The following is a 5,353-nucleotide window of genomic DNA, read 5'->3' on the forward strand; positions in this document are numbered from 1 at the left end:
GGAATGCACCGCGGTTAACGAGTTGTTGGGAGGCGTTTGAGAGTAATCGCCGCGGTAAGAGAAGAGGAATTCGGTATGATTAATCGCGCCATTCTGGTCGCAACGGCGAGCCTGATCGCAGCGCCGGCAGCTTTGGGCGAAGACGGCTGGACCGGTGAAGGCTCGTTCAGCGCAGGCTATACGACAGGCAACACAGAAACCTCAGACCTCGGCCTTGCTCTCAAGCTCAACCGCGAACAGGGCCTCTGGACCTATACAGGCGAAGCGGCCGCCGATTATGGCGAGACAGACTCTGTTGAGACCAAAAACCGCTACCGCCTCGCTGCCGAAGCCGATCGCCAGCTGGGCGACAAACTTTTCGGGTTTGCGCGGACCTCTTACGAGCAGGATGAATTCTCAGGCTTTGATTCGCGTTTCTTTGCTGGCGTCGGCCTTGGCTATCCGCTGATCGAGACAGAACGCACGAACTGGTCTGTCCAGGGCGGGCCTGGCATCAAGATCGACGAGGTTCGCCAGACCGTCCGGATGGTCAATGGCGTGCCAACCGTTATTCCGGCCTCGACCGAACAATCCTTTTCAGTGATTGGCTCATCGGCTTTCTCTCATGACGTCAATGAGGCGGTAAAAGTCTCGAACAATACCGAAATCATCTACGCGCAGGAATCCACGCAGGTCGGCAATATCATCGCTCTGACTGCCGCGCTGACGGACACTTTCTCTGCCCGTTTCTCATTCGATGTGCGCCATGACACGAACCCGCCGGCCGGCTTTGAGCCGACCGACACAGTGACCCGCGCCTCCCTGGTCTACGCCTTCGGGAACTAGACCTTTTCGAGCGCCTGGCTCAAATCGGCGATCAGGTCGTCGGCAGCCTCGATACCGACAGAGAAACGCACCAGACCGTCAGTAAAGCCGATCCGCTGGCGGATGTCCTCTGCAACGCCGGAATGCGTCGTTGATCCCGGATGGCACATCAGGCTCTCTGTTCCGCCAAGACTGACGGCGAGTTTGACAAGCTGCAGCGCATCGAGCAGGCGGAACGCGGCTTCCTTGCCGCCTTTGACATCGAAGGAGAAGGTCGAGCCGGCTGCCTCGCACTGTTCGTCATAGACCTTCTTCTGCGGATTACCCTCTTCGAAGAAAGGCGGATACATAACCTCGCCAACCTTCGGATGATCACGCAGGAATTCGGCGCAGACGCGGGCATTGTCGAATGCCTTTTCCATGCGCAGGCGAACCGTTTCGAGCGAGCGGGTAATCAGCCAACAGGTGTGGGCATCGAGCGTGGTGCCAAGATAATTGCGGACGCGGCGGATCTTTGCCATCTCGGCTGACTTGCCGATCGCGGCGCCAGCCACGAGGTCTGAGTGACCGCCAATATATTTGGTCAGCGAGTAGAGCGCGATGTCGGCGCCGTGCTTCAGCGGCACATGACCGATCGGGCCCATCATCGTATTGTCGCACATGATGACCGGACGGTGACCGGTTTCCTTCTCAATGACATCGGCGACCCGCGCGCAGGCGGCAATATCAACAAGCGCATTGGTCGGGTTGGCCGGCGATTCGGTATAAATCACGCTCAGCGGGCCTTCCTTGGCCGCTTCGCGGGCGCGCTCCAGGATTTTCTCTTCACTCGCCCAGGCGTCCATTTCAAATGGCGTGACACCGAAATCGGGCATGAAGGTCCGCATGAAGACCTCTGTGCCGCCGTAGAGCGGGCTCGAATGCAGGATGGTCGTGCCAGCCCCGGCGCAGGCCAGCAGCGCCGTGGTGATCGCGCCCATGCCTGAGGAAAAGACGAGCGCCTCATCGCCTGCATCATAAAGCGTCAGCCGGTCCTCGAGCACTTCCATGTTCGGGTTGTTGAAGCGGGTATAGATCAGATCGGCTTCTTCCGGATCGCCCTCTTCGCGTTTGCCGGCGAGCTGGCGAAACAGCGCTTCGCCATCGCGGGCGGATTTGAACGCGAAAGTCGAGGTCATGAAGATCGGCGGCTTGATCGACCCTTCCGACATGGCCGGGTCAAAGCCATATCCCATGACGAGGGATTCAGGTTTCAGGACGTGATCGCCAATCTTGCGCTTGCGATATGGCTTGTCTGGCTTTGACATGGGGGAACCTTTCAGGATTTTGTTTCAACTGGAACTATTGGGACGCGCGGCTTCTGCCAAGCCTCGTCGCTGAAAAGAAAAACCCCGGCGCAGCGGCCGGGGTTCCTGAATTTGATCTTATGTCAGGTATCAGGTCTTAGCTATCGCCAAGCCTTGCAACCGCTTCCTGTGCTTCAGCCAGACGATCTTCGACGGTCGAGCAGCCATCTGGCAGGTTCTCGTCACCGAGGACAGCGATTTCCTTACATCGCTTCTGCTCGTTCTCAAGCTCCTGGACGCGGCTCATAGCCTCGAACCGGACAAGTGCCGTTTCGGTGCGTTCTTCGGAATCCATAAAGGCGAGCCAACCGCGGCCACCGCGATTGTTAGCCTGGCGGAAGGCTTCGCGGGCACCGGACCGGTCGTCGCGCTCATAGCGGGATTGTCCGATCAGCACCCAGGCGAGACCGCGATCTTTCACGCCGCCGGCATTTAGCGCTTGCGTCAGAGCCTGTTCGGCTTCTGCCCATTCCTGAAGCTCGGCATAGGACCGGCCGAGGCGCTCATACATGGCGCCCGAATTATTCATCCGCGCTGCTTCCTCGATGACAGGGATCGCTCGGTCGAATTCACGCGCCACCTGGTAAAGGTTGGCGAGCAATTCCATACGCTCATAGGTCTTCGAGATGCGCCCTGCATTCATTTCCTTCTCTAGGATGCGGGCGGCTGGATAAGGCGCGTTGAAGCGGTTGTAGAAGTTCACAACCCGCATCAGCTCGTCCTCGGTCTTCAGAATGCCGCCGAGATACATCGCCTTTTGCACTTCGAACGCCTTGCGTTCTTCGTTTGCCTGGAAATAGTCGCCAGCGATCGCGTCCCAGAGCTTGCGCTCGTTCGGGTTCTTGGCGAGGAGCTGCTCGAGCAGCTGGGCCTTTTTGGCGCGCTGGCCAGTCTCATCGTAGAGGTAGATCAGGAAGTCATAGACCTGACGGTCAGCGTTTGGGCCGTCCTTCTGGAAGACCTGCTCAGCCCACTTCAGGGCCTCCTGATTACGCTCCAGCTTTTGGTTGATCACAGCAAGTTGCCACATGCCGTCGCGGTCGGGCGTGCCGCCTGAACTGATCCACTTCTGGGAATATTCAAGCGCCTTGTTGAGGTCGTTCTGGCTCAGATAAATCTGGAAAATATTATAATAGGTCTTCGATGTTTCCGATGCCGGAATGTAGCCCTGATTGAGCGCAGATTCCAGATCGCGGACGGCGCCGACATAGTCGCCTGTCTCAATCTTGATCGCTGCACCAAGCTTCAGGATAGCACCTTGCTCATAACAGTTCAGCTCTTGATTGCGCAGCTGGTTAAGCGCCTGAAGGGCAGCATTTGCATTGTCATTCTGCAGAAGCTCGGTTTCCGCTTTCAGATAAAGCTCGCCTGTCTTGGAGCTGAACTCTGTGGCTTCGCAATTTGCCGCCTGCGCCATAGCAGCGCCAGCGCCGAAACAGGAAACGGCGCCCGCAACAACAGCGCCTCTGAGGATAGACTTAAGTCCCATGGTGTCTCACTCCTTTTGCCGTTTCCGGCCGGTGGTTTGATGCAAACGCTTCTGATTAACCTAACGCCTGCGAATGTCTGAAAGATCCGCCTTGTTTTTATCCGGGTCGTGGCGGCTACTTTCCCAAAAACTTGCTTGATTAAGATATGAGCGGTCAAAGCCCTCGCGTCAACGTTTTGGCCTGGCCGATCTGCACTGAATTCAACTGTCCAGGCGGAAGTCGAGCGGATAGATCACATTATGACGCTCAACTGCCCTACCTCTGACGATTTTGGGCACGAACTCAACCCGTCGGACAGCACGCTCGGCCTCTCTTTTGAAAACACCATCCGTGCATTCGGCTTCCACATTGAACGGTCGTCCTCTTGTGTTGACATCAAGTCGGACATTGCATGCGCCTTCGAGAGCTCGCTCAGCAGCCCGAGCCGGGTAAGTCGGCACAGGCGGACGAATGGGGCGAACATCGCGGTCCGAAATGGCGACCGGGCCTATCGCCAATGGATCAAAGGCCTTGAGCTTGAGGTCTGTTGGCGCCGCGCCTTCAATATTAATCATTGGCAGATTTACGTCGCCAGGCGTCGCCGAATATTTGGGGGGCGGCGGCGGTTTATCGGCTGTCTGCAAATGTTCTGGCTTGTCGCGCGGGCGAGCCTTCTCCTCGACGTCCGATTCTGGCGGCGTAAACCGGATCAGCTCGCGCTGCTCGACTTCACCCGGCTGTTCGTAATCCTGACTGATCATGGAATTCATGAAACTGTAGAGGCCGAACACGATAAGGGCGGCGAGTGGCAATCCGATAAGAGGTCTGAGAGCGGCGTTCTGCAACATGGCGGGTCTCCCTGAATCTTTGTTATGTTATGTTGTTACATAATCAGTTACGCCGCGTCAAGTCTAAAGACAGGGCGCGCGGATTTGCCACTGTGGAAACATTGGTGACAGCGCCATCAGCGCTCCGCACGCAAAGAAAAAAGGGCCTCCCATCGGAAGGCCCTTTTCAAAATTCCAGGAATGGGAAACCGGCTTATCCGTCGAGGCGGAAATCCAGCGGATAAACCACGTTCCGGCGTTCAGCTGGCTGACCACGAACGATCTTCGGCGCAAATTCGACGCGGCTTACAGCACGCTCTGCTTCACGCTTGAAAACACTTTCGGAACAGGTTGCCTGAACATTATAGGGGCGGCCACGTGTATCCACGTCGAAGCGAACCTCGCAGGTCCCTTCAATGCCGCGTTCGGCTGCCCGTGTCGGATAGGTCGGCACTGGCGGACGGATCGGCTGGGCGTCACGGTCTGAAATCGCAACCGGATCGATCGCGAGCGAATCGAGCCGTTGGATGTTCAGTTCGGTCGGAGCAGACCCCTGGATATTCGGCGTCGGCAGATCGATGTCCGAGCGTGTGGCTGACATTTTCGGCGGTGGCGGCGGTTTGTCAGCCGATTGAATCCGCTGGGCCTTGTTGCGCGTGCGGGTCCGGACTTCCGTATCGTCTTCGGACGGCGTGATCCGCTCCAGGACACGCTGTTCGACGTCTTCAGGCTGTTCGTACTCCTGATTGATCATGGAATACATGAAGGTGAAGAGCAGATAGACGACGATCGCCGCAAGCGGGATACCGATGACCAGCCTCAGAATTGGATTGGTAAACATGTATGTCTCCTATTCTTCCTCGACCGAAACCGGTACGCGCGTGAGCCCATCTTCCTTGTTGATGAT

General features: G+C 57.2%; 5 protein-coding genes. 1 reads left to right on the forward strand and 4 read right to left on the reverse strand.

All coding sequences use genetic code 11. The features are described from left to right. Positions 1-75: 75 nt before the first annotated feature. Complete coding sequence (locus tag WA989_RS05485) at positions 76-825, forward strand: DUF481 domain-containing protein (RefSeq protein WP_424339500.1); 750 nt, start codon at positions 76-78, stop codon at positions 823-825. Here WA989_RS05485 and WA989_RS05490 read toward each other — a convergent pair. The 4 genes from WA989_RS05490 to WA989_RS05505 form a co-directional block, all read right to left on the reverse strand. Further along, on the reverse strand, positions 822-2,111 hold the full coding sequence (locus tag WA989_RS05490; RefSeq protein ID WP_424339501.1) for a cystathionine gamma-synthase family protein: 1,290 nt from the start codon (positions 2,109-2,111) through the stop codon (positions 822-824). The genes WA989_RS05485 and WA989_RS05490 overlap by 4 nt on opposite strands. Positions 2,112-2,247: 136 nt before the next feature. Then, on the reverse strand, positions 2,248-3,639 hold the full coding sequence (locus WA989_RS05495) for a hypothetical protein (RefSeq protein WP_424339502.1): 1,392 nt from the start codon (positions 3,637-3,639) through the stop codon (positions 2,248-2,250). Positions 3,640-3,840: 201 nt separating this feature from the next. Beyond that, positions 3,841-4,467, reverse strand: coding sequence for a TonB family protein (locus WA989_RS05500; RefSeq protein WP_424339503.1), 627 nt, complete (start codon positions 4,465-4,467; stop codon positions 3,841-3,843). A 193-nt stretch (positions 4,468-4,660) separates the two neighbouring features. Next, complete coding sequence (locus WA989_RS05505) at positions 4,661-5,287, reverse strand: energy transducer TonB (protein ID WP_424339504.1); 627 nt, start codon at positions 5,285-5,287, stop codon at positions 4,661-4,663. Positions 5,288-5,353: the final 66 nt, after the last annotated feature.

This window comes from Henriciella sp. (assembly GCF_049649345.1).
GTDB lineage: Bacteria > Pseudomonadota > Alphaproteobacteria > Caulobacterales > Hyphomonadaceae > Henriciella.